This window comes from Pseudomonas sp. S32 (assembly GCF_016648095.1).
In the GTDB taxonomy this organism is placed as follows: domain Bacteria; phylum Pseudomonadota; class Gammaproteobacteria; order Pseudomonadales; family Pseudomonadaceae; genus Aquipseudomonas; species Aquipseudomonas parafulva.
Genome location: NZ_JACVVF010000042.1, coordinates 14,641 through 36,344, shown reverse-complemented (window position 1 = coordinate 36,344; position 21,704 = coordinate 14,641). Strand labels below are relative to the sequence as shown.

Genomic DNA, 21,704 nt, shown 5'->3' with positions numbered 1-21,704 from the left:
GCGTCGACTGCAGCGTCTTAGGCCTGGTGGGCGTTGACGTAGTCGATAGCAGCTTGAACGGTAGTGATCTTCTCGGCTTCTTCGTCAGGGATTTCGGTCTCGAATTCCTCTTCCAGAGCCATCACCAGCTCAACGGTGTCAAGAGAATCGGCACCCAGGTCATCGACGAAGGACTTCTCGTTAGTCACTTCTTCTTCCTTGACGCCCAGTTGCTCGGCGACGATTTTCTTGACGCGTTCTTCGATCTTGCTCATACCTAGGTTTACTCCTAATGGATATATGTCGGGCAGCTGGCCGGTGGCTAATTTTATAGAAGAACGCCTGCTTTTCAAGCTAAACGCGCCTCTCCCTTCAGCACCGCACCCGCTGCCCGGAATCTGATTGCAGCTTTATAACGGATTTTAGGCTCGCAGTATGACTCTTTTTTTACCGAATCCGTCACATTGAGTTGCGATATTACATGTACATGCCGCCGTTGACCGGCACGGTAGCACCGGTCACATAGGCTGCACCTTCCGACGCCAGGAACGAAACCACCTTGGCGATTTCGTCTGCCTGCCCCAGGCGGCCCAGCGGAATCTGGGTCTGCAGGGCCTGACGCTGCGCCTCTGGAAGCTCGCGCGTCATGTCTGTATCGATGAAGCCCGGGGTTACCGAATTGACGGTAATGCCCCGCGAACCCACTTCACGCGCCAGGGCGCGGCTGAAACCTTCCAGGCCAGCCTTGGCAGCAGCGTAGTTGGCCTGCCCGGCGTTACCCATGGCGCCGACCACCGAGCCGATGCTGATGATACGGCCCCAACGGGCCTTGGTCATACCACGCAACACGCCCTTGGACAGGCGGTACAGGCTGTTGAGGTTGGTGTCGATCACATCGAACCACTCGTCGTCCTTCATGCGCAGCATCAGGTTGTCCCGGGTGATGCCAGCATTGTTGACCAGGATCGCGGGCGCCCCGAACTGCTCGCCAATGGCGGCCAGCACGCTTTCGACGGACTCTGCGCTGGTCACGTTCAGCTCCATGCCGGTACCGGCCACGCCGTGCTCTTTGAGGGTGGCGGCAATACGCTCGGCACCGGAGGCCGATGTAGCGGTGCCAATCACGATGGCACCCTGGCGGCCCAGTTCGAGGGCAATCGCTTGGCCGATGCCACGGCTGGCACCAGTGACCAGTGCAACTTTACCTTGCAGGCTCATGCAAGTTTCTCCAGTTCAGGCCAGCGCCGCGCGGGCGGCGGCGACGGCGTCGGGGGTATTGAGGTTGTAAGTGCTCACGCCGTCGGCGCAACGCTTGTTAAGCCCAGCCAGCACCTTGCCAGGGCCGCACTCGACCAGGTTGACCGCGCCATTGGCAGCCAACGCCTGTACGCACTCGACCCAGCGCACGGGCTGATACAACTGTGCCAGCAGGTCCTGCTTCAGGGCATCGAGGCCTGGCGCAACGGCGGCAGTGACGTTCTGCACCACGGGGATCTGCGGCGCTTGCCAGTCGATGGCATTGACCGCCTCGGCAAAGCGCTCGGCAGCAGGCTTCATCAAGGCACAGTGGGAAGGCACGCTCACGGCCAGCGGCAAAGCACGCTTGGCACCTTTGGCCTTGCACAGTTCCATGGCACGATCCACGGCGGCCTTGTTGCCAGCAATGACAACCTGGCCCGGGGAGTTGAAGTTGACAGCACTGACCACTTCATCCTCGGCCGCCTCAGCACAAAGCTGCACCACCACGGCATCATCCAGCCCCAGAATGGCTGCCATGGCACCGTGCCCGGCAGGCACGGCTTCCTGCATCAGTTGGCCGCGGCGCTCGACCAGGCGGACGGCGTCTTTCAAGGTGATACTGCCAGCCGCTACCAGGGCGCTGTACTCACCCAGGCTGTGGCCAGAGACGAACGCCGGCTTGGCCCCCCCCTCTTCCAGCCACAGGCGCCACAGCGCGATAGACGCGGCGAGGATGGCCGGCTGAGTCTTGTCGGTCTGGTTAAGTTGCTCTTCCGGGCCTTCCTGAACCAGCTTCCACAAGTCATAGCCCAGTGCTTCGGACGCTTCCTTGAAGGTTTCGATGATCACCGGCTTCTCGGCGCCGAGCTCGGCGAGCATGCCCAGCGACTGGGAACCTTGACCGGGAAAGACGAATGCGAGAGATGCAGACATTGAACAAGCCCTTATGATCTTGTCGTCGGATAGGGTGCGACAGGCCTTGAGCCCGGCGCAGAATCTGAAAACTTGGATGGAAATACAGACCAAGCGGTCACATTTAAGCATTTCATCGTCGATATGCCTAAGGCCTTCGCTGGGTCGAGGCTACAGCAGCAAATCCTCCAGGCGCCCATGCAGCCGCTGCGGCAGGTCTTGCCGGATCTCGATCAACGCCCGCTCGATGGCGCTCTGCAACCCCTGTACACCTGCCGAGCCGTGGCTCTTGATGACGATGCCCTGCAAGCCCAGGAAACTGGCACCGTTGTGGCGCGCAGGCGCCAGGTCTGCCTGCAAGCGCTTGAGCAGTGGCATGGCCACCAAGCCGGCCAGACGCGACAACATGCCGCGCCGGAACACCTGCTCGACGCGTTCGCCAATCATGCTCGCCAGCCCTTCGCTGGACTTGAGCAAGATGTTGCCAACAAAGCCATCGCATACCACCACATCAGCGACACCCTGGTACAACCCGTCGCCTTCGACGAAGCCCACGTAGTTAAGCCCGCGGGCGTTCTGCAACAGGCTGGCAGCCAGTTTGACCTGCTGGTTGCCCTTGATGTCTTCGGTACCCACGTTCAACAAGCCAACCCGCGGGCGCTGCACGCCTTGCACCTGGGCGGCAACCGAACCCATGACGGCAAACTGATAGAGATGCTCGGCGGTGCAGTCAACGTTGGCACCCAGGTCGAGCAACTGACAGAACCCGGTACGCGTAGGCAGCGCCGCCACCATCGCCGGGCGATCAATACCTGGCAACGTCTTGAGCACGAACCGGGACAACGCCATCAACGCCCCGGTATTGCCTGCACTGACGCACGCTTGCGCCTTGCCATCGCGGACCAGTTCGAGCGCCACACGCATCGATGAGTCTGGTTTGCCACGCAACACCTGGGATGGACGCTCATCCATGCCGACCACCTCGCTGGCAGGCGCAATTTGAAGGCGCAAGCGATCGGTAGCCGAGATGCCACTGATGAGTTCTTCCAGGAGAGAGGGTTGACCGACAAGGGTCAGGTGCAGCGAGGGGGTTGCAGAAAGGCAGGCAATGCTAGCCTGGACAATGCTGCGGGGACCGAAGTCCCCGCCCATTGCGTCGATCGCGATGATCTGAGCGGACAAGGATTACTCGTCAGCGCCCTTGTCGACCACTTTGCGACCACGGTATACGCCTTCTGGCGAAACGTGGTGGCGCAGGTGGACTTCACCGGTGGACTTCTCTACCGACAGTGCGTTTTCCGACAGGGCATCGTGCGAACGACGCATGTCACGGGCAGAGCGGGATTTTTTGTTCTGCTGAACAGCCATAATTGATTAACTCCTAAACGTTTGGGTCACGCTTTAACTGCGCCAAAACACTGAACGGGTTGGACCGCGATACCTCGTCCTTGCTCGAATCGGGCTCGTCTGCGCCCGCCGGCTGCTGGCATTCTTCCGGATGATGAGCAGGCACGATGGGCAAGGCGAGCAAAAGCTCTTCCTCAACCAACGCCTGCAGATCCAAAGGATCTTCGCCCAGTTCCAGCACGTCATAGCCTTTCGGCAACGACTGGGTATTCGCACCCTCCTTCACCACAGCGTACGTACATTCGCTATGGATCGGCAGGGTGACCAGCTCAAGACAACGCTGGCAAACCATCTTGACTTCGACGTCCAGCGCACTGTGGATAACCACCACGTGCTGTTCATCTCGTTCAAAATCGAACTTCGCCTGCACCGTACCGACATTGTCGGAAAGCGGGTCGCAGAGTCTTTCCAAATCAGCGAGTTGCAGTGAACCGGTAAGGGTTACACCACGATCGGCTAATTTGCGCGGGTCAACGTGAGGTGGAATCGGGTCATTCAACATAGGCGCAGCATTCTAGGGATGCCCCCCGCCCCTGTCAAAGGAAATTGGCGGCATCGTGCGTGATAGAATTTGTTCAACCGATTCAGGAGTCTACCATGCTTCCTCTGTTACTGGCGTCCAGCTCTGCCTATCGCCGCGAATTACTGGCACGCCTGCACCTCCCGTTCACCTGGGCAAGCCCCGATATAGACGAGCAACAACGGGATAACGAACCCGCCGTGGAACTGGTGCGCCGGCTGGCCAGGCAAAAGGCCGAAGCATTGGCAGGCAGCCACCCCGCACACCTGATCATTGGCTCAGACCAGGTTGCAGTACTGGGCGAGCAGGTGCTGGGCAAGCCACACACCTTCGAACGGGCTTGCGAGCAACTGCTGGCGTGCAGCGGGCAGCAGGTGAGCTTTCTCACCGGGCTGGCAGTGCTCAATAGCGTGACCGGGCACTGCCAGGTGGACTGCGTGCCGTTTACGGTAACGCTGCGCGAATTGAGCAGGGAGCGAGTGGAGCGCTATGTCGCAGCGGAACAGCCACTCGATTGCGCCGGGAGCTTCAAGGCGGAGGGCCTTGGGGTGAGCTTGTTCCAAAGCACTCACGGGTGCGATGCGACCAGCCTGATCGGGCTGCCGCTGATTCGGCTGGTGGATATGCTGACCGAGGAAGGGGTGGTAGTGCCGTAGGCTGCCTTGAGTTTTTTGGCGCCTGTGAGGTTGAACGCCGTGCGAGCAGCGCTCGACCTCACAAACACCGCAAAACGCGCGACAGGCCCTTAGCGCAACTGCGGCCCCTGGAAGCCCATCCACATCGCCAGGTGCTCAGCCACACTGGCACCCATGCGCTTGGAGAAGCGGTCGAACGGCGACTCCTGGACGGTGAAATCGACCAGCTCTTTCTCGCCCACGATTTCGCGCGCCACGTAACTGGCGCTGCCAAGCCCGTCCACCAGGCCCAGGGCCTTGGCCTGCTCACCCGACCACACCAGGCCGCTGAACAGCTCAGGGTGCTCCTTATCCTTCAGGCGCTCGCCGCGCCCTTGCTTGACCATGGCGATGAACTGCTGGTGGGTAGTATCCAGCACGCCTTGCCAGAAGCGGGTTTCTTCAGGCTTCTGCGGCGAGAACGGGTCGAGAAACGCCTTGTGCTCGCCCGAGGTGTAGGCTCGCCGCTCAACACCCAGCTTCTCCATGGTGCCTACAAACCCGTAGCCCGCAGCAGTCACACCGATGGAGCCAACCAGGCTGGCCTTGTCGGCATAGATTTCATCCGCGGCACTGGCGATGTAATAGGCACCGGAGGCGCCCAGGTCGGTAATCACCGCATACAGCTTGATAGCCGGGTATTCGGCGCGCAGACGACGGATTTCGTCATACACGTAGCCTGCCTGTACCGGGCTGCCGCCGGGGCTGTTGATGCGCATCACCACCGCTTTGGTCTTGCTGTCCTTGAACGCCTCGCGCAGGCTCTTGACGATGTTGTCGGCACTGGCCGCCTCTTGGTCCGCAATGACCCCGCGCACCTCGACCAACGCCGTATGGCTGGCGCTGCGCGAGGCAGCTTTGTCGATATCCATCAGGGGCGAGAACAGCACCAGAATGCCGAATAGGTAGACGAAGGTCAGCAGCTTGAAGAAAATCCCCCAGCGCCGCGACCTGCGCTGCTCCTGGACACTGGCCAGCAGGGTTTTCTCCAGTAGCTTCCAGCTCTTGCGCTCTTCGCGCTCCTCAGGCTCCGCCTCGGGCGCCTTCCATTCGTCTGCCATGCTTACCTACCTTGGAAGTGATGTTGGATTACCGGCCAGCCACTGGCGCAACTGGGAAAAGTGATCGATGCACAGCTGCGGGCCAAACTCGGCCAAGGCCTGCAGCGACATGGCACCATAGCCCACCGCGACCGAATGCATGCCCGCATTGCTGGCCATCTGCAAATCGAACGCCGAGTCACCCACCATCAGCGCGCGCTCTGGCGGCACGCCACAGTGACTCAAAATTTGCTCAAGCATCAGCGGATGGGGCTTGCCACGGGTTTCGTCCGCCGCACGGGTGATATCGAAGAACTGCTCCCAGCCGTTGGCCTTCAAAACCCGATCCAGCCCTCGGCGCGCCTTCCCCGTGGCCACAGCCAGGCGATAACCCTGGGCACGGAAGGCCTCCAGCGATTCCCGCACGCCTTCGAACAGCGGCGAAGGTTGCTGATCGAGCGCCATATAGATATCAGCATAGTGCTGGCGGAAAACCTCGACCTGGCTCGGCGGCAGGTGCGGGTACAAGGTTTCGATGGCCTCGGCCAGTGACAGGCCGATGATGCCCTTGACCGACTGCTCAGGGCTGGGCGCCTCACCTGCCCGCGCAGCGGCTGAATTCATGGACTCGACAATACGCCCGATGGAGTCGGCCAGGGTGCCGTCCCAATCGAAAATCAACAGCTGGTAGTCACGGCGCACTCAAACGCTCCACGGTCTTGGCCCACACTTCGTCCACGGGCGCCTCCAGCTTGAGCTCGCCACCATCGGGCAGCGGCACGGTCAGGGCGTAGGCATGCAGGAACAGCCGCTTGCCGCCCAGTTCGCGAATTTCGCGGCTGAAGTCTTCGTCGCCATATTTGCTGTCACCGGCAATCATGTGGCCGGCGTGCAGTGCGTGCACGCGAATCTGGTGCGTCCGGCCAGTGATGGGCCTGGCCTCGACAATGGTCGCGAACTCACCGAAACGGCGCAGCACCCGGAACAGAGTCAAGGCTTCCTTGCCCTCATCGTTGACTTCGACCATGCGCTCACCAGAGCGCAGGTTGCTCTTGAGCAGCGGCGCATTGACCTGCTTCTTCGACGTGGGCCAATGGCCGCGCACCAAGGCCATATAACGCTTGTCGACACCATCGCCGCGCAGGGCTGCGTGCAGGTGACGCAGCATGCTGCGCTTCTTGGCGATCATCAGCAGGCCGGAGGTATCGCGGTCCAGGCGATGCACCAGCTCCAGCTCCTTGGCATCGGGGCGCAACTGGCGCAACGCCTCGATCACCCCGAAGCTCAGGCCGCTGCCGCCATGCACGGCAATGCCAGCCGGCTTGTTCATCACGATCAGCGCCTTGTCCTCATGGACAATGGCCGCCTCCAGGCGCTGCAACAAGCCCTGGGCCACCGGCGCCGGCGCGTCACGCTCGGGCAGGCGAACCGGGGGGACCCGCACGATGTCACCGGCCTGGATCTTGTATTCAGGCTTCACACGGCCTTTGTTGACCCGCACTTCACCCTTGCGCAGGATGCGGTAAACCAGCGTCTTGGGCACACCCTTGAGCGCTGTGATGAGGAAATTGTCGATGCGTTGGCCGGCAAGCTCCGGCGCGACTTCGATCAGCTGAACGCCGGAAGTCGGAGGGGTATTGGTCGTCATGGCGGGATCATAACAATTTTTTATGGAATTGAAGCACTTAATCATTGCTGCTATAGTCGCGAACGCCGCCATAAGCGGCAGGCCAGCGGCACCAGGCTCTTTTGCCGGTCCCTGACCTTCGCAATTCTCCAGGACGCGAGGCCGTCCTACGGGGTTTTCGCCAGTTTACCGAATTGCCTGGAATCGCCACCAGCGCTGCGTAGAGAAGACCGAAAAAAACGACAAGTGCGGTGTTTCACCTGCTTACCCGCTTCTTTCGCTGCACCTCTACCCGCCCGTCGCTTTCACGTAACGCACGGCGAATACTTCGGAAATACCTGCCTTGGACATGAATGGCGCCAGCGCAGAACCTGCGCTGGCGAAAAATGCAACCCGTTGCGGATTCAGCGCGCGGCAGCACCCGAATTATCAGGGATACGTGCAGGGTGGAGATGCACAGCCCTCGGACCGTGTAGCACCGCGTCCGGCCCCTCGCCTCAATCAATGGCGGGTGAGCGGATAAGGTCCTGAACAGACGCCTGCGGGCGTCCACGGCTGACGGTTGATTCCTCCTCCTGACTGAGTGCACCAGGCCCGCTTGGTTGATTCGGATAACAATTCGAAGCCACCGGGGCCGGGTAGGCACCGCAGCAAACAGGACGCGTCGTCGCGACAACGGCAGGCTGGGCAACCGGCTGGTGCCGAACGCCGCTCGACACGGGGATGGCCCGGCCATCCTTTGCGCACCTTGGCACCGACCATGAGACGTCGTGTGTGCCGAACGCCGTTTCCGGCAGCCCGGAAACCGACGGTACAACATGAAAAGAATGCTGATTAACGCAACTCAACCCGAAGAGTTGCGTGTAGCCCTGGTGGACGGTCAACGTCTGTACGACCTGGACATCGAGTCCGGCGCGCGTGAACAGAAAAAGGCCAACATCTACAAAGGCAAGATCACCCGCATCGAACCCAGCCTCGAAGCCGCTTTCGTCGACTTCGGCTCCGAACGTCACGGCTTCCTGCCGCTGAAAGAAATCTCCCGCGAATACTTCAAGAAGGCCCCTGAAGGCCGGGTCAACATCAAGGAAGTGCTCAGCGAAGGCCAGGAAGTCATCGTCCAGGTCGAAAAGGAAGAGCGTGGCAACAAGGGCGCAGCCCTCACCACCTTCATCAGCCTGGCCGGCCGCTACCTGGTCCTGATGCCCAACAACCCGCGTGCGGGTGGCATTTCCCGCCGCATCGAAGGCGAAGAACGGAACGAACTGCGTGAAGCCCTCAACGGCTTGACCGTACCCGGCGACATGGGCCTGATCGTGCGCACCGCGGGCCTGGGCCGCAGCAGCGAAGAAATGCAGTGGGACCTCGACTACCTGCTGCAGCTGTGGACCGCCATCAAGGAAGCGTCCCTGGACCGCGCGGCACCGTTCCTGATCTACCAGGAAAGCAACGTCATCATCCGCGCCATCCGCGACTACCTGCGCCAGGATATCGGCGAAGTGCTGATCGACAGCATCGATGCCCAGGAAGAAGCCCTCACCTTCATCCGCCAGGTCATGCCGCAATACGCCAGCAAGGTGAAGCTGTACGAAGACAGCGTGCCACTGTTCAACCGCTTCCAGATCGAAAGCCAGATCGAAACCGCCTTCCAGCGCGTGGTCGAACTGCCGTCCGGTGGTTCGATCGTGATCGACCCTACCGAGGCCCTGGTGTCCATCGACATCAACTCGGCGCGCGCCACTAAAGGCAGCGACATCGAAGAGACTGCCCTGCAGACCAACCTGGAAGCGGCCGAGGAAATCGCCCGCCAGCTGCGCCTGCGTGACATTGGCGGCCTGATCGTCATCGACTTCATCGACATGACGCCCGCCAAGAACCAGCGCGCTGTCGAGGAACGTGTGCGTGAATGCCTGGAAGCCGACCGTGCCCGCGTGCAGGTTGGCCGCATTTCGCGCTTTGGCTTGCTAGAGATGTCTCGCCAGCGCTTGCGCCCATCGCTGGGCGAAAGCAGCGGCATCGTGTGCCCACGCTGCTCCGGCACCGGCATCATCCGCGACGTCGAGTCGCTGTCGCTGGCCATCCTGCGCCTGATCGAAGAAGAGGCCCTGAAGGATCGCACCGCCGAAGTGCGGGCTCAGGTACCAATCCCGGTTGCCGCGTTCCTGCTCAACGAGAAACGCAACTCGATCACCAAGATCGAGCTGCGCACCCGTGCACGCATCATCATCCTGCCTAACGATCATCTGGAAACGCCGCACTTCGAAGTCCAGCGCCTGCGCGACGACAACCCGGAAGTGCTGAACAACCAGTCCAGCTACGAGATCGCTGCCTCCGAAACCGAGGAAGCGCCGCAGCCGACCGCCACCCGCACGCTGGTACGCCAGGAAGCGGCGGTGAAAACTGCACCTGCCCGCGCCAATGCACCGGTTCCGGCCGCCGCCGAAGAGGCCCCTGCTGCCACTCCGGTGGCGCCAGCACCGAGCGCGCCAGAACCCAGCCTGTTCAAGGGCCTGGTGAAGTCGCTGGTCAGCCTGTTCGCCGGCAAGGAAGAGCCGGCTGCCGCGCCGGTCGTTACCCCTGCCGAGAAGCCGGCTGCCGAGCGTAGCTCGCGCAATGAAGAGCGCCGTAACGGTCGCCAACAATCGCGCAACCGCAACGGCCGCCGTGACGAAGAGCGCAAACCGCGCGAGGAACGTGCCGAGCGCGCACCGCGTGAAGAACGCGCGCCACGAGAGGAGCGTGCCCCGCGTGAAGACCGAGCGCCTCGCGAAGAACGTGCTCCGCGTGAAGAACGTGCACCGCGCCAGCCACGTGAAGACCGCCGCGGCAACCGAAACGAAGAGCGTGTGCGTGAATTGCGTGAACCGCTGGACGCCACCCCACCTGCCGAGCGTGAAGAGCGCCAGCCACGTGAAGAACGTGTAGCCCGGGAAGAGCGAGCTCCGCGCGAAGAGCGCGCACCACGTGAAGAACGTGCACCCCGCGAGGAGCGCGCTCCGCGTGAAGAACGTGCACCCCGCGAGGAACGCGCTCCGCGTGAAGAGCGTGCACCCCGCGAAGAGCGTACTCCGCGTGAAGAACGCGCCCCACGCGAAGAGCGCGCACCTCGCCCGCCGCGTGAAGAACGCCAGCCCCGGGTTGCCGCAGAAGCCACTGAACAGGCCGCCGAACTGGCCGAAGAGCAACTGCCGAACGAAGAGCATCTGCAGGATGACCAGGAAGGCAGCGATGACGAGCGCCCACGCCGCCGGTCCCGTGGCCAGCGTCGCCGCAGCAATCGTCGCGAGCGTCAGCGCAACGCCAATGGCGAGCTGATCGATGGCAGCGAAGAAGAAGGCAACGAAGAGCAGCCTCAACAGCACGGCGCAACCGAACTGGGTGCCGAGCTCGCCGCAGGCGTTGCTGTCACTGCAGCCGTGGCCACCAGCAACATCAGCGCCAATGCCGAGGCCCAGGCCCATCAGCAGGCCGAGCGCGCCACCGCTGAAGTGGCTCCGGTCGTCGAGCATGAAAGCGCCGAAGCTGCACAGCCTGCCGAACAGCCCGAGGCTGTAACCACCGAGCAGGCCATTGCCATCGCACCGGTGGTCGAGCAGCCGGTGAGCGAGCCTGTTGCAGTGGTGGAGCCGGCTGTAGAGCCCGTGGTGGAAGTTGCACCGCAGACTGCTGTTGAAGCAGCCCCAGCTGTTGAGCCGGCGCCGGTCATCCACCTGCCAGCCGAGGCGCCAGTGGCTGATGCCGAACCGGCCCAGGTCGTTGTCGAGCCGGCACAGGCTGCTGCGCAAGCCACCCCTGTGGTTGAAGAACCTGCACCTGTTGCAGAGGTTCAACCGGAAGTAGTGGCCGAGCCCGAGCCTGTAAAAGAGGAAGCCGCCGCCGTTGAAACCCCGGCAGCAGCAGAGCCTGCCACCGTCATGCTGTCCAACGGCCGCGCGCCGAACGACCCGCGTGAAGTGCGCCGCCGTAAGCGCGAAGCCGAGGCTGCCGCCAAGGCCGCGCAGCAGCAGCCAGCCCTGGAAGCCGCCGATGAGCACAAGCCTCATCACGGTTGATAACCACGGCTGAATAAAAAGTCCCGCCAGCGCAAACTGGCGGGGCTTTTTATTTCCCTGTAGGAGCGACCAAAGGTCGCGATAGGCTGCACAGCAGCCTCCCCTACACCCCGCTCGCCCCTACCACAGGTTAGGCTCCATCTCTAACGCGACACCGAACCGCTGCAGGATATCTGCCTGAATCTGCTGCGCCAGCGCATGCATCTGCGCCCCGCTCGCTTGGCCATAATTGACCAGCACCAGTGATTGCAGGCGATGGACGCCAGCATCACCCTCGCGATACCCCTTCCAGCCCGCCTGCTCGATCAACCAGCCTGCCGCCAGCTTGACCTGGCCATCAGCCAGTGGGTACGCCACCACGCCAGGGTGCTGGGCACGGATACGCTCAACACATTCAGCCAAAACCACCGGATTCTTGAAAAAGCTCCCGGCATTGCCCAGTTCTGCCGGGTCCGGCAGCTTCTCCCGCCGGATACTGCAGATGGCGTCACTGATCGCTTGGGCAGTCGGCTCGGCGTTCCCCTGCTCAGCCAGGCGCTGGCGCACGGGTCCGTAGTCCAGATGCGGCTGCAGGGTATGGCTCAGGGCAAAGCGCACGCGCAAAATCAACCAGCGGCCCGGGTTGCGCTTGAACACGCTGTCTCGGTAACCGAAGGTACAGGCCGCAAGGTCGAACTCGCGCAACTCGCCCGTTTCACGGTCCAACGCGGTGAGGCCCGCAAAGACATCCTTGATCTCAACCCCGTAGGCACCCACGTTCTGCATTGGTGCAGCGCCCACGGTACCGGGGATCAGGCTGAGGTTTTCCAGGCCGCAATAACCTTGCCCCAGCGTCCACTGCACAAAGGGGTGCCATGGCTCACCGGCCTGCGCCTCCACGATGACAGCGTGGCCGTCGTCGCTGATCACTTGCACGCCGCGGCTGGCCACGTGCAGCACCAGGGCGTCCACATCCTGGGTCAGCAGCAAGTTGCTCCCACCGCCGATCACCTGCACTGGCAGGCCCTGGGCGTGGGCACGATTGAGCGCCTCGCGGATTTGCTCATCATCGTGGGGCTGGCAAAAATAGCGCGCCTTCACGTCGATGCCGAAGGTATTGAAAGGCTTGAGCGATACCTGCTCCTGCCACTGCACTGTCATACCCGCCCCTTGATTTCCAGCACCAGCGCCTTGCAGGCATCCTCGATCAGGTCCAGCACCTGCTCAAAGCCGTCAGCACCGCCGTAGTAAGGGTCTGGGACTTCATCCAGTGCAGCCCCATAACGGCGCAGGAACAGGTCCAGTTCGCCAGTGGACGCATCGGGGCGCATTGCACGCAGGTGGCCAAGGTTGCTCTCATCCATGGCCAGGATCAGGTCGTATTCGGCAAAATGCCCGGCTTTGACCTGCTGAGCCCGCTGCCCGGAAAGATCGTAGCCCCGGGCCAAGGCCGCCTTGCAGGTGCGGCTGTCTGGCGGGCTGCCAACGTGCCAGTCGCCAGTACCCGCAGACGCCACCTGTACATGGTCGGCCAGCCCGGCAGCCTGCAACTGATGGCGCAACACGCCTTCGGCTGTAGGCGATCGGCAGATGTTGCCCAGGCAAACGAACAGAACGCGCATCAAGCCTCCAGCAAGCGCCGGACGCGCTCAAGGTCTTCGGGTGTATCAACGCCCACGGCAGGTGCTTCGATTGCATCCTCAACGTGAATACCCACGCCGTGCCACAGGGCGCGCAGTTGCTCCAGGGCTTCGACCTGCTCCAGCCAGCAAGGGCCCCAGTTGACGAAGTCCTGCAAAAAGCCGACGCGGTAGGCGTACATACCGATATGCCGGCGATAGGGCACGCCTTCCGGCAGCTGCTGACGGCCATTGGCGAACGTGTCCCGGGCCCAGGGCAAGGGGGCGCGGCTGAACGTCAGGGCCAGGCCGCGTTTGTCGCTGACAACTTTTACGGCATTGGGGTTGAACACGGTTGCCGGGTCAGGAATGGGTTCAGCCAAGGTGGCGATACCCGCCTCCGGGTGTGCGGCCAGGTTGGCGGCCACCTGGTCAATGATCACAGGTGGGATCAACGGTTCGTCGCCTTGTACGTTCACCACAATGGCATCGGCCGGCAACCCGAGTTGGGCGGCCACCTCAGCCAGGCGATCGGTACCGGACTCATGGTCGGCCCGGGTAAGCAGCACTTCTGCGCCAAACGCCTGGCAGGCATCGACGATGCTGGCATCGTCAGTGGCAATGACCACGCGGGTGGCGCCGCTCTTGCGCGCTTGCTCCCATACGTGCTGCACCATGGGTTTGCCAGCGATCGGCAACAACGGCTTGCCCGGCAGGCGCGTGGAGCGCAGACGGGCCGGAATCACCACAATGAAGTTCAGGCTCATTTGTCCAGGCGCTCGTCATCGGTCAGCGTGCGCGCTTCGCTTTCCAGCATGACCGGGATGCCATCGCGCACCGGATAAGCCAGGCCTGCGCCCTTGCTGATCAACTCGGTCTTGTCGGCACTGAGCTTGAGCGGACCTTTAGTGATCGGGCAGGCCAGGATGTCGAGCAGTTTGGTGTCCATTGAAAGCGTCCTTTGGGCCGCGTGGCCGAAAATGGAATAAAGGCTCAGGGGGTGCTGAGCAAGCGTTGCAGCTGGCTGTCGAACCAGGCAGTAAAAGCGGGTGTGGGCTGTGCATCCACCGCCAGGTACCACCAATCGTCAGCCGCGAAAGCCCGGCATTTCACCGCGTCCTTCTCGGTCATGACCAACGGCAGCGACGGGCTGAAGGCAAGGCTTTGGGCGTTGAACTGCGCGTGGTCGGCGAATGGGTGCGGGACCGGCTGCCAGTTTAGCGCCAGCAGGGTATTGAAGAAACGTTGCGGGTTGCCGATGCCAGCCACCGCATGCAGCCGCTGCCCTGGCGCAAAGTGATCGAGCGGGCGTCGCTCACCGCTGCGCAGGTTGACCAACGCAGCCGGTTGCAGGCAAAAGCCGAAGCCCTCGGCGGGGTCTTCGGCAGCGCCATTGAACAGCACCGCATCAACAGCGTGCAGGCGCTCGGCAGGCTCGCGAAGGGGGCCGGCCGGCAAGCAGCGGCCATTGCCCAGACCACGGGCGGCATCGATCAGCACCAGCTCCAGGTCCCGGGCCAGCCGGTAGTGCTGCATGCCGTCATCGCACAGGATCAGATCGAGCGGCTCACTGGCCAGCAGCGCCCGCACCGCAGCAGCACGGTCCGGGTCGATCATCAACGGTACGCCGGTGCGCTGCACAATCAACAGCGGCTCATCGCCCGCCTGGTTGGCAGGCTGGTCGGCGTGCACGCGCCAGGGCAATTGTGGCGGCTTCGCACCGTAACCGCGGCTGACCACACCCACCTTCAAGCCTTGCTGACGACAATGCTGGATAAGCCAGAGGATCATCGGTGTTTTGCCAGTTCCGCCCACCGTGATATTGCCCACCACAATGACCGGCACTGGCGCGCGGTAGCTGGGTGTTTCACCGCTCAAGAAGCGCGCGCGTTTGCGGTTTACTACCCGCCGGTACAAGGTCTCCAGCGGGCGCAGCATTGCCAGGGCGGGGTGGCCGGCATACCAGGCTGCCAGCAGGCGATCGCCAACAGCCATCAAGGCGTACCTTGTGCCGCCTCGACCGTGGTCATGCGCAACTGGCTGAAACCGAGCTTGCCGGCAGCATCCATTGCGGTGACCACCGCCTGGTGGGGTGTCTTGCCGTCGGCGCTGATGGCCAGCGGTAGCTTGTTATCGCCACCGGATTCGCGCTCTATGGCCTCACTCAGGGTGGCCAGGTCGCTTTTGGGCAGCAGGTGGTTGTTCACCGAATAGACGCCTTCGGCACTGATGGTGATTTCCACCAGCTTGCCTTCGTCCGCAGGGGGCTGTTCGGCGCTGGACGCCTCAGGCAGCTCGACACGCAGCTGGTTCTCGCGGGTGAAGGTGGTGGTGACCACGAAGAACAACAGCAACACGAACACCACATCAATCAACGAGGCGAGGTTGATGTCAACGTTCTCGCGCTGGCGGTTGCGCCGGAACTTCACGCGTTGCCTCCCGCCACTTCCACTTCACGGTCACCCTGGATCACTTCCACCAGCTTGATGGCCTCTTGCTCCATACCGACCACCAGCTCGTCGATGCGTCGCAGCAGGAAACGGTGGAAGAACACCGCAGGGATACCCACCATGAGGCCTGCGGCAGTGGTGACCAGTGCTTTGGAAATACCGCCGGCGAGCACCGCCGCATTGGTGGTCATCTGTGAACCCATGAAGGCACTGAAGATGTCGATCATGCCCAGCACGGTGCCCAGCAGGCCCAACAATGGCGCCATGGCGGCGATGGTACCGAGGGTGCTGATATAGCGTTCGAGCTCATGAATGACGCGGGAAGCCGCCTCTTCGATGCACTCCTTCATGATCTCGCGGCCGTGGCGCGAGTTGGCAAGGCCGGCGGCGAGGATCTCACCCAGCGGTGAATCGGCCCGCAGCGCCTTGAGTTTGTCACTGGTGAGCTGTTTGTCCTTGATCCACAGCCAGACCTGCCCCAGCAGGTGTGGCGGCGTAACCCGGCTGGCCCGCAACGTCCACAGGCGCTCGACGACGATTGCCATGGCAGCGACGGAACTCAGAATGATCGGCAGCATCATCCAACCACCGGACTTGACCAATTCCCACACAGTTAACGCCCCCGTCGAAAAAGGCGAACACTCTACCATAGGCGGGTCGGGCCCTCATCTGCCAGAAGTCAGCCAATCGGCCGGCCACACCACTGTTCCCCATGTAGGAGCGACCGCAGGCCGCGATGCCCTGCGCAGCAGGGCCCGACCCCGATCTTTCCTATCAGCCCTCCCCAGCTTCCCGCCAGAACCGCCGCTGCCGTCGCCACCCCTCAACCTCCCCGTGGCGCCCCAACACCAGCCGCAGCGCGCCGTCTACGGCGGTGTCATGCACCTCCAGCCCGTGCCGCCGATAACGCTCCACCACCTGCGCATGGGGGTGGCCAAAGCTGTTGTTGCGGCCCCGCGATATGAGCACACCTCGCGGCGCCGTGGCGCGAATGAAGGGCTCGGTGGATGAGCTGCGGCTACCATGATGGGGTGCCTGCAGCCAATCTATTCCCGTGGCGGGCATGGCCGCCAGCCACGCCCGCTCGGCACCTGCCTCCATATCACCAGCCAGCAGCAACCGCTCACCACGGGCCTCCACCAGCAGCACACACGACCTATCATTGCTACTGCGCCCACGGTCCCATTGCCATAGCGAAAACTGCACTTCATCCCACACCCACCGCTCACCACTGGCGCAAGGCTGCAACTGCAGCCCGTCCACCTCCTCGCCGCCCATTGTCCGGGCTACCGGTAGCCCACGCCGAACGGCCCCAGCGCCACCGGAGTGATCAGCATGGGCGTGGCTTATAAGCATCAGGTCCAGGCTGCGCACGCCCAGCTTGCGCAGGGTCGGCAATACCACCCGCTCGCCCAGATCGCTGTCACCCATGGCCGGGCCGGCGTCGTACAGCACGGTGTGGCTGCGGGTTCGCAACAGCACCGCCAGCCCCTGGCCGACGTCCAGCTGCCACACCTCCACCTGCCCAAGTGGGATGGCCTCCCTCGGCACCCACAAGGCCAGCAGCATCACCCCGCCCAAGCCGCGAAGCGGCACACCGTTGGGTAGCAGTACCAAGAACGCACCCAAGGCTACAAACAGCCAGGCCCACAATGGCAGGGCCGCAGGCACCCAGGCCGGGTGTTGCTGCGCAACCACAGCCAGCATGCCAAACAGCAGGTCCAGCAGGCCGCCGGCAAGCCATAACAACGCCTCACCTACCCCGGGCAAGGGCAGCAGCAACGTGCCCAGCAATGCCAGCGGCAGCACCGCAAGGCTGATCCAGGGCACCGCCAGCAGGTTGGTCAACGGCGCACTCAGGCTGACGGGCAGGCCAGTTGCCAGCAAGACCGGCAGCAGGCCGATGGCAATCACCCATTGCGCGCGAGTCCACGCCTGCCAGGGCCGCCAGCCACCCAGCCGGGCACTGAAGCAGTAGATCAACGTGGCCACTGCCGCAAACGACAACCAGAAGCCCGGCAGCAAAGCCGCCAGCGGCTCAACCAGCAGCACCGCAACCAGTGCCATCAGCAGCGGCAGCATGGCGCCCAGGTGGCGAAAACGCAGCCGCCAGCACAGCACCACAGCCAGCATCAGGCAGGCCCGCTGCACCGGCACCCCCGCACCGGCGAGCCAGCCATAGGCCAGCGCTGCCACCATGGCCAGGGCGCAGGCACAAGGCAGCCAGGGCAGCCGTGCCGGCCACAGCCCCCACCGCACCAAACCCGCCACCAGCCCATAAAGCAAGCCGGCCACCAACCCAATGTGCTGGCCCGAAATCACCAGCAGGTGCACCGTACCGGTGGCCTGCAACGTTTGCCACACCTCCCGCGACAGCCCCGCACCGTCACCCAGCACCAGCGCCACCAACGCTGCCTGCTGCCCCTGGGCTTCGACTGCCAGCAGGCGCTGGCGCAAAGTGTCGCGCCACCCCCCATCGGCGGGCGCCACCCGATGCCCCGCCTTGACCGTGCCCGTCGCCCCGACACGGCGCGCCAGCAACTGCGCTTCCCGATCCGGGCCATGCGGGTTGAGCAGGCCGGCCGGTCGCTGCACGGTCACCGCCAGCCGCCACTGCTCCCCCGCGCGGACCTCCGGCCCCTTGAACCAGCTCACCTGCACCCGCCTGGGCAGCTCACCCCGGCGGCTCAGCGGCGCCTCCAGGTCAAAACGTACGCTTTGCCCGGTACGCGTGGGCAGGCCTGTTACCCGGCCCTCCAACCATACCGTGCGGCCATCCAGCGCCTTAGCCAGGCGATCGTTCAGCGCCAGCTGCGCAGACCCGCACGCCCAGCTCAACCCTAGCAAGAACACACCGAGCGGCCACAGCCGACCGAACAGGCAGGCGCCGCCAACGATCACCAGAACAACAAGCCATCCGACCGACGGCAAGGCGGGGAGAAAACCCAGGCACAACAGCCCGAGCGCAAGCGCCAACATCCCTGTGCGCATAAGGTAGAGCTCCGCAACCGATCCACGCCCTCAGGCATAGCCCAGATGGCAGCAGGCGCCGCTCAACAATTGTCACAAACTCTAAACGAGGCTGAATGGGAATAAGGGCATACTCCCCGCTCAAACCCCCGGGGAGCCCAGATGCCGCGCCGACTCTTCAAACGCTACATGCCAGACCCGACGAGCATTCGCGAACACAAGTCCTTACGCTTTTTCGGCAAGCTGCTGCATGACCCGAACCTCTGGCATCTCAACCGCCATTCCGTCGCGAGGGCGATGGGCGTGGGCCTGTTCGCGGCGCTGATACCCCTCCCCCTGCAAATGCTGCTGGCCGCTGCGCTGGCCATTCCAGTCAGGGCCAACTTGCCGATTGCCGTCAGCCTGGTGTGGCTGACCAACCCCCTGACCATGCCCCCGGTGTTCTTCGTCACCTACATGACTGGCGCATGGCTGCTGCAGGTGCCGCCGCGCACGCTGCCGGAGGAGCTCACCTTCGAATGGATCACCGATCAACTGGCCACCGTGTGGCAGCCGTTCCTGCTGGGCTCGGTGGTGTGTGGGGTGGTATTGGGCGTTGCCGCGTATTTCACCACGCTGCTTTACTGGCGCTGGTGGATTGGCCGGCAGTGGCGCCGGCGCAAGGGGCGGTGCTCAGGCACGCATGCCGCGGCCACTGACCAGCAAGCGCACGCACAGCAGGTACAGCACCGCGGTGGCCACCAGCATGAACGTGATGGCGGTACCGATACTGATGTCCGAGACACCTAGAATGCCGTAGCGGAACGAGTTGACCATGTGCAGCACAGGGTTGGCCAACGACACGGTCTGCCAGAACGGGGGCAACAGGTTGATCGAATAGAACACCCCACCGAGGTACGTCAGGGGCGTCAGCACGAAGGTGGGCACAATCGAGATATCATCGAAATTGCGAGCGAATACCGCGTTCACGAAACCCAGCAGCGAAAAAATAGTAGCGGTCAGCAGCACCACGATGACCGTCACACCCAGGTGATGCACCTGCAGGTCGGTGAAGAACATCGACAGGATGGTAACGATGACCCCTACGGCCAGACCCCGCAACACGCCGCCCAGCACATAACCCACCAGAATGGTGTGAGGTGACACCGGCGACACCATCAGCTCTTCGATGGAGCGCTGGAACTTGCTGCCGAAAAAGCTCGACACCACGTTGCCATACGAGTTGGTGATCACCGACATCATGATCAGCCCCGGCACGATGTACTGCATGTAGGTGAAGCCGCCCATGTCGCCGATCTGCCGGCCAATCAGGTTACCGAAGATGACAAAGTACAGCACCATGGTGATTGCAGGCGGCAGCAGGGTCTGCGGCCAGATGCGCAGAAAGCGCCGCACTTCGCGGTAGACGATGGTGTTGAGGGCCACCCAGTTGGTGCGCAGCTCCACACTCATACGGCCACCTTCGACAGGTTTTTTTCTACCAGGGACACGAATAGCTCCTCCAGCCGGTTGGTCTTGTTACGCAGGCTTTGCACCTCGATGTTCTGCACTGCCAACTGGCTGAACAGCGCAGTGATGCCAATGTCCTTGTCTACCTGAACTTCCAGGGTATGCGGCGTCAGCAAGCGGCATGGGTAACCCTGCAATGCAGGCGCCGTGGCCAAATCCTGCTTGATGTCGAGAACGAAGGTTTCGACATGCAGCTTGCCCAGCAACTGGCGCATGCTGGTGTTTTCGACAATGGTGCCGTGGTCGATGATGCCGATGTTACGGCACAACTGCTCAGCCTCTTCCAGATAATGGGTGGTGAGGATGATGGTGATGCCCTTCTGGTTCAGCTCGGTCAAAAAGCTCCACATCGAACGGCGCAACTCGATGTCCACACCCGCCGTGGGTTCGTCGAGAATCAACAGGCGCGGCTCATGAATCAGCGCGCGGGCAATCATCAGGCGGCGTTTCATGCCGCCAGACAGCGACCGCGAGGGCACGTCGCGCTTGTCCCACAGGCCTAACTGCGTCAGGTACTGCTCGGCCCGCTGCTTGGCGATTTTCGGGGGGATGCCGTAGTAACCGGCTTGGGTCACGACGATATCGAAGCACTTCTCGAACTGGTTGAAGTTGAACTCCTGGGGCACAACGCCCAGGCAGCGCTTGAGGGCCGCCGGCTCGCGATCCAGGTCATGGCCGAATACATTGACGCTGCCGCTGGTCTTGTTGACCAACGTCGACAAAATACCAATGGTCGTGGATTTGCCGGCGCCATTGGGGCCGAGCAAAGCAAAAAAATCGCCTTCGGCAACATCCAGGTCGATGCCGTTAAGGGCCTGGAAGCCGTTACCGTAGGTTTTGGTCAGCTGCCGGATGGACAGGGCAGAACTCATAGCGGATCACTTACCGGAAGAGGGTCGAGGCACGCCGGGGCAGATCACCGGCGCAGTGGGTGCAGTTATGGTGCTTGGCCGGGCAGCCTAAGTACAGTTACGTGCATTGATAGTGACTATCAAGGAACACCAGGTGTTCGATCAAGTCAGTGCGCTCATGACGCCGGCCTGGTAGGCGGGGCGGGCTTTCAGGCGCTCGTACCAGCCTTGCAGGTGGCGCATGGGTGGGTGCTCCATGGGCATCTCGAACCACGCGTAGGCAAAACTACCCAACGGGATGTCACCCATGCCAATCTGCTGACCGGACAGGTAAGGCTGCTTGGCCAATGCTTCATCGGCGATGGTCAGCAGTTGGGCGCACTGTTTATGCGCTGCATTGATTGCCACCCAGTCGCGCTGGTCTTCTGGCGTGCGCAGCAAGCCCCAGAACAGTGGGCGGAACGGCGTGGCCAAGGACGAGGTCGTCCAGTCCATCCACTTGTCGGCCATCGCGCGCTCACGCGGATTCTCCAGATACCAGCCCTGTTCTGCACCATAGGCTGCGCACAGGTAGCGCACGATGGTGTTGGACTCCCACAGTGCCAGGTCGCCATCTTCGAGCATTGGCACCAGGCCATTGGGGTTGAGGGTACGGTACTGCGGCTCGTTGACCACACCGAAGGCGCCGCCCGCGTCGATACACCCGAAGTCCAGGCCCAGCTCATGGGCTATCCAAAGCACTTTGCGTACGTTGCTCGAGTTCTTGCGGCCCCAGATCTTCAGCATGGCAATGTCCTTGATGAATGCGCAGGTGATCCAGTCTACTGCAAGACAGCCAAGTAGCAGACTGAAACTCCCACCGCCACACCCTGTCACTGT

Annotated in this window: 23 protein-coding genes; 3 read left to right on the top strand and 20 right to left on the bottom strand. The window is 62.6% G+C overall.

Going from position 1 to position 21,704, the window contains the following annotated elements; genetic code table 11:
• Positions 1 to 17: 17 nt before the first annotated feature.
• The 6 genes from acpP to IAE38_RS19060 all read right to left on the bottom strand — a co-directional run bounded on the left by acpP (position 18) and on the right by IAE38_RS19060 (position 4,039).
• Complete coding sequence (acpP, locus tag IAE38_RS19085) at positions 18 to 254, bottom strand: acyl carrier protein (RefSeq protein ID WP_201164181.1); 237 nt, start codon at positions 252 to 254, stop codon at positions 18 to 20.
• A 202-nt stretch (positions 255 to 456) separates the two neighbouring features.
• A complete protein-coding gene (fabG, locus tag IAE38_RS19080; protein WP_201218703.1) occupies positions 457 to 1,197 on the bottom strand; it encodes a 3-oxoacyl-ACP reductase FabG in 741 nt (246 codons plus the stop codon).
• A gap of 15 nt (positions 1,198 to 1,212) precedes the next feature.
• The gene (gene fabD, locus IAE38_RS19075; RefSeq protein ID WP_201164183.1) at positions 1,213 to 2,151 is read right to left on the bottom strand and encodes an ACP S-malonyltransferase; all 939 of its coding nucleotides are present in this window, start codon (positions 2,149 to 2,151) and stop codon (positions 1,213 to 1,215) included.
• Positions 2,152 to 2,301: 150 nt separating this feature from the next.
• Positions 2,302 to 3,312, bottom strand: coding sequence for a phosphate acyltransferase PlsX (gene plsX / locus IAE38_RS19070; RefSeq protein WP_201218702.1), 1,011 nt, complete (start codon positions 3,310 to 3,312; stop codon positions 2,302 to 2,304).
• Between the two features lie 3 nt (positions 3,313 to 3,315).
• Positions 3,316 to 3,498 (bottom strand): 50S ribosomal protein L32, encoded by a 183-nt coding sequence (rpmF, locus tag IAE38_RS19065; RefSeq protein WP_028633625.1) that lies wholly within the window; start codon positions 3,496 to 3,498, stop codon positions 3,316 to 3,318.
• 13 nt (positions 3,499 to 3,511) lie between these two features.
• The gene (locus tag IAE38_RS19060) at positions 3,512 to 4,039 is read right to left on the bottom strand and encodes a YceD family protein (protein WP_080667849.1); all 528 of its coding nucleotides are present in this window, start codon (positions 4,037 to 4,039) and stop codon (positions 3,512 to 3,514) included.
• Positions 4,040 to 4,134: 95 nt separating this feature from the next.
• Between IAE38_RS19060 and IAE38_RS19055 the strand changes: the two genes are divergently transcribed.
• Complete coding sequence (locus tag IAE38_RS19055) at positions 4,135 to 4,713, top strand: Maf family protein (RefSeq protein ID WP_201218701.1); 579 nt, start codon at positions 4,135 to 4,137, stop codon at positions 4,711 to 4,713.
• 89 nt (positions 4,714 to 4,802) lie between these two features.
• Here the strand turns inward: IAE38_RS19055 and IAE38_RS19050 are convergent, their stop codons facing one another.
• From IAE38_RS19050 to rluC, 3 genes are read right to left on the bottom strand one after another with little or no spacing between them, the layout of a single operon-like run.
• The gene (locus IAE38_RS19050; RefSeq protein WP_060481523.1) at positions 4,803 to 5,792 is read right to left on the bottom strand and encodes a S49 family peptidase; all 990 of its coding nucleotides are present in this window, start codon (positions 5,790 to 5,792) and stop codon (positions 4,803 to 4,805) included.
• A 6-nt stretch (positions 5,793 to 5,798) separates the two neighbouring features.
• Entirely contained in the window at positions 5,799 to 6,473 is a 675-nt protein-coding gene (locus tag IAE38_RS19045; RefSeq protein WP_201218700.1) for an HAD family hydrolase, read from the bottom strand.
• On the bottom strand, positions 6,463 to 7,419 hold the full coding sequence (gene rluC, locus IAE38_RS19040; RefSeq protein ID WP_201214867.1) for a 23S rRNA pseudouridine(955/2504/2580) synthase RluC: 957 nt from the start codon (positions 7,417 to 7,419) through the stop codon (positions 6,463 to 6,465). The genes IAE38_RS19045 and rluC overlap by 11 nt, the downstream gene beginning before the upstream one ends.
• A gap of 797 nt (positions 7,420 to 8,216) precedes the next feature.
• Between rluC and rne the strand changes: the two genes are divergently transcribed.
• Entirely contained in the window at positions 8,217 to 11,447 is a 3,231-nt protein-coding gene (gene rne / locus IAE38_RS19035; RefSeq protein WP_201218698.1) for a ribonuclease E, read from the top strand.
• 120 nt (positions 11,448 to 11,567) lie between these two features.
• On the opposite strand, the gene murB is transcribed toward rne, so the two are convergent.
• The 8 genes from murB to IAE38_RS18995 all read right to left on the bottom strand — a co-directional run bounded on the left by murB (position 11,568) and on the right by IAE38_RS18995 (position 18,486).
• Positions 11,568 to 12,587 carry a UDP-N-acetylmuramate dehydrogenase gene (gene murB / locus IAE38_RS19030; RefSeq protein ID WP_201218696.1) on the bottom strand — a complete coding sequence of 340 codons (1,020 nt, stop codon included), beginning with the start codon at positions 12,585 to 12,587 and terminating at the stop codon, positions 11,568 to 11,570.
• The gene (locus IAE38_RS19025; protein ID WP_201218694.1) at positions 12,584 to 13,048 is read right to left on the bottom strand and encodes a low molecular weight protein-tyrosine-phosphatase; all 465 of its coding nucleotides are present in this window, start codon (positions 13,046 to 13,048) and stop codon (positions 12,584 to 12,586) included. Before IAE38_RS19025 ends, murB begins: the two co-directional genes overlap by 4 nt.
• Positions 13,048 to 13,812, bottom strand: coding sequence for a 3-deoxy-manno-octulosonate cytidylyltransferase (kdsB, locus tag IAE38_RS19020; protein WP_201164191.1), 765 nt, complete (start codon positions 13,810 to 13,812; stop codon positions 13,048 to 13,050). Before kdsB ends, IAE38_RS19025 begins: the two co-directional genes overlap by 1 nt.
• Positions 13,809 to 13,994, bottom strand: coding sequence for a Trm112 family protein (locus tag IAE38_RS19015; RefSeq protein WP_028633616.1), 186 nt, complete (start codon positions 13,992 to 13,994; stop codon positions 13,809 to 13,811). Before IAE38_RS19015 ends, kdsB begins: the two co-directional genes overlap by 4 nt.
• A 44-nt stretch (positions 13,995 to 14,038) precedes the next feature.
• Positions 14,039 to 15,040: a tetraacyldisaccharide 4'-kinase gene (gene lpxK / locus IAE38_RS19010; protein WP_201218693.1), complete on the bottom strand. Its 1,002-nt coding sequence runs from the start codon at positions 15,038 to 15,040 to the stop codon at positions 14,039 to 14,041.
• Complete coding sequence (locus tag IAE38_RS19005; protein ID WP_028633614.1) at positions 15,040 to 15,474, bottom strand: ExbD/TolR family protein; 435 nt, start codon at positions 15,472 to 15,474, stop codon at positions 15,040 to 15,042. Before IAE38_RS19005 ends, lpxK begins: the two co-directional genes overlap by 1 nt.
• Complete coding sequence (locus IAE38_RS19000) at positions 15,471 to 16,106, bottom strand: MotA/TolQ/ExbB proton channel family protein (protein ID WP_028633613.1); 636 nt, start codon at positions 16,104 to 16,106, stop codon at positions 15,471 to 15,473. The genes IAE38_RS19005 and IAE38_RS19000 overlap by 4 nt, the downstream gene beginning before the upstream one ends.
• Positions 16,107 to 16,269: 163 nt before the next feature.
• Complete coding sequence (locus tag IAE38_RS18995) at positions 16,270 to 18,486, bottom strand: DNA internalization-related competence protein ComEC/Rec2 (RefSeq protein ID WP_201164193.1); 2,217 nt, start codon at positions 18,484 to 18,486, stop codon at positions 16,270 to 16,272.
• Positions 18,487 to 18,627: 141 nt separating this feature from the next.
• On the opposite strand from IAE38_RS18995, the gene IAE38_RS18990 reads away from it, so the two are divergent.
• Entirely contained in the window at positions 18,628 to 19,254 is a 627-nt protein-coding gene (locus IAE38_RS18990; RefSeq protein ID WP_201218692.1) for a DUF2062 domain-containing protein, read from the top strand.
• Here IAE38_RS18990 and IAE38_RS18985 read toward each other — a convergent pair.
• The 3 genes from IAE38_RS18985 to IAE38_RS18975 all read right to left on the bottom strand — a co-directional run bounded on the left by IAE38_RS18985 (position 19,138) and on the right by IAE38_RS18975 (position 21,611).
• Entirely contained in the window at positions 19,138 to 19,917 is a 780-nt protein-coding gene (locus IAE38_RS18985; RefSeq protein WP_028633611.1) for an ABC transporter permease, read from the bottom strand. The genes IAE38_RS18990 and IAE38_RS18985 overlap by 117 nt on opposite strands.
• Positions 19,914 to 20,846, bottom strand: coding sequence for an ABC transporter ATP-binding protein (locus IAE38_RS18980; protein WP_028633610.1), 933 nt, complete (start codon positions 20,844 to 20,846; stop codon positions 19,914 to 19,916). Before IAE38_RS18980 ends, IAE38_RS18985 begins: the two co-directional genes overlap by 4 nt.
• Before the next feature lie 141 nt (positions 20,847 to 20,987).
• Positions 20,988 to 21,611: a glutathione S-transferase gene (locus IAE38_RS18975; RefSeq protein ID WP_201218691.1), complete on the bottom strand. Its 624-nt coding sequence runs from the start codon at positions 21,609 to 21,611 to the stop codon at positions 20,988 to 20,990.
• Between the last annotated feature and the right edge of the window lie 93 nt (positions 21,612 to 21,704).

Coding starts and splice junctions, on each gene's coding strand:
- IAE38_RS18985 (WP_028633611.1), bottom strand. CDS start 19,917: ATGAGTGTGGAGCTGCGCACCAACTGGGTGGCCCTCAACACCATCGTC.
- acpP (WP_201164181.1), bottom strand. CDS start 254: ATGAGCAAGATCGAAGAACGCGTCAAGAAAATCGTCGCCGAGCAACTG.
- IAE38_RS19015 (WP_028633616.1), bottom strand. CDS start 13,994: ATGGACACCAAACTGCTCGACATCCTGGCCTGCCCGATCACTAAAGGT.
- IAE38_RS18975 (WP_201218691.1), bottom strand. CDS start 21,611: ATGCTGAAGATCTGGGGCCGCAAGAACTCGAGCAACGTACGCAAAGTG.
- fabG (WP_201218703.1), bottom strand. CDS start 1,197: ATGAGCCTGCAAGGTAAAGTTGCACTGGTCACTGGTGCCAGCCGTGGC.
- IAE38_RS19055 (WP_201218701.1), top strand. CDS start 4,135: ATGCTTCCTCTGTTACTGGCGTCCAGCTCTGCCTATCGCCGCGAATTA.
- kdsB (WP_201164191.1), bottom strand. CDS start 13,812: ATGAGCCTGAACTTCATTGTGGTGATTCCGGCCCGTCTGCGCTCCACG.
- rpmF (WP_028633625.1), bottom strand. CDS start 3,498: ATGGCTGTTCAGCAGAACAAAAAATCCCGCTCTGCCCGTGACATGCGT.
- fabD (WP_201164183.1), bottom strand. CDS start 2,151: ATGTCTGCATCTCTCGCATTCGTCTTTCCCGGTCAAGGTTCCCAGTCG.
- rluC (WP_201214867.1), bottom strand. CDS start 7,419: ATGACGACCAATACCCCTCCGACTTCCGGCGTTCAGCTGATCGAAGTC.
- IAE38_RS19050 (WP_060481523.1), bottom strand. CDS start 5,792: ATGGCAGACGAATGGAAGGCGCCCGAGGCGGAGCCTGAGGAGCGCGAA.
- murB (WP_201218696.1), bottom strand. CDS start 12,587: ATGACAGTGCAGTGGCAGGAGCAGGTATCGCTCAAGCCTTTCAATACC.
- lpxK (WP_201218693.1), bottom strand. CDS start 15,040: ATGGCTGTTGGCGATCGCCTGCTGGCAGCCTGGTATGCCGGCCACCCC.
- IAE38_RS19025 (WP_201218694.1), bottom strand. CDS start 13,048: ATGCGCGTTCTGTTCGTTTGCCTGGGCAACATCTGCCGATCGCCTACA.
- IAE38_RS18990 (WP_201218692.1), top strand. CDS start 18,628: ATGCCGCGCCGACTCTTCAAACGCTACATGCCAGACCCGACGAGCATT.
- IAE38_RS18995 (WP_201164193.1), bottom strand. CDS start 18,486: ATGCGCACAGGGATGTTGGCGCTTGCGCTCGGGCTGTTGTGCCTGGGT.
- IAE38_RS19060 (WP_080667849.1), bottom strand. CDS start 4,039: ATGTTGAATGACCCGATTCCACCTCACGTTGACCCGCGCAAATTAGCC.
- IAE38_RS18980 (WP_028633610.1), bottom strand. CDS start 20,846: ATGAGTTCTGCCCTGTCCATCCGGCAGCTGACCAAAACCTACGGTAAC.
- rne (WP_201218698.1), top strand. CDS start 8,217: ATGAAAAGAATGCTGATTAACGCAACTCAACCCGAAGAGTTGCGTGTA.